Genomic DNA, 787 nt, shown 5'->3' on the forward strand with positions numbered 1-787 from the left:
GGTAAACGTTCGTGAGGTAGGGCAGGATGATGTTTAGATTTAACAGTGGAAAGTGCGCCTGCCATATCATTAGCGGGATTGAATTCAAGAATATCATTCTGAACGGCATAACGCATGATGGAAGTGACACGTTGCTGTAATCGCTGGGCAATATCATGTTTGCCCTCGGCATCAACGGTTTTGATTGGTGCTAAAAGCTGGCTTGTCCGTAAAGTTGAAATATCTAGCCTGCCAATATGCGGGAAAATATAATGCTCAAGGCTGCGCATGATACGATTACAGTGATCTTCACTCCAACGTTTATTGCTGGCGTGCCAGTCACGGGCGACTTTTTCAAAGGTATGTTTTCCTTTTGCTCCAACGTGTGCGTCTTTTTTCTCGGCTTTGGGATTAATGCCCTGAGCAATCAGCTTCTTAGCTTCGTCTCGTCTGGCACGAGCATCGGCTAGAGAGACGGTAGGGTAGACACCAAAAGCCAGTCGGTCTTCTTTTTTATCCGTGGGGCGATAGTACTTCATGCGCCAGTACTTAGAGCCGCGAGCAGTGATCTCCAAATATAGACCGCCGCCATCAGCGAGTTTGTAGGTTTTTTCTTTGGGTTTTGCTGTTTCGATTTGTCGTGCGTTTAGTTTCATTGTAAGGGGCACATTTAAAATAGAAGTGTAGGTGCCCCTGATTATGCCCCGCAGTGCATGTTGATTGCAATAGACTAGAGTAGACCTAAAAAGAAAAGACCTGATTGATTTATCAGGTCTTTCTAGGAGTTAGTTTACTAGAGTAGACGTTA

1 protein-coding gene is annotated in these 787 nt (G+C 45.1%); it reads right to left on the reverse strand.

Features of this window, described 5'->3' with window-relative positions; genetic code table 11:
* On the reverse strand, window positions 1–635 hold a 635-nt coding region (locus Xvie_RS20400; protein ID WP_139838937.1), incomplete at its 3' end, for a tyrosine-type recombinase/integrase.
* Between the last annotated feature and the right edge of the window lie 152 nt (window positions 636–787).

Source organism: Xenorhabdus vietnamensis, assembly GCF_002127535.1.
Lineage (GTDB): Bacteria > Pseudomonadota > Gammaproteobacteria > Enterobacterales > Enterobacteriaceae > Xenorhabdus > Xenorhabdus vietnamensis.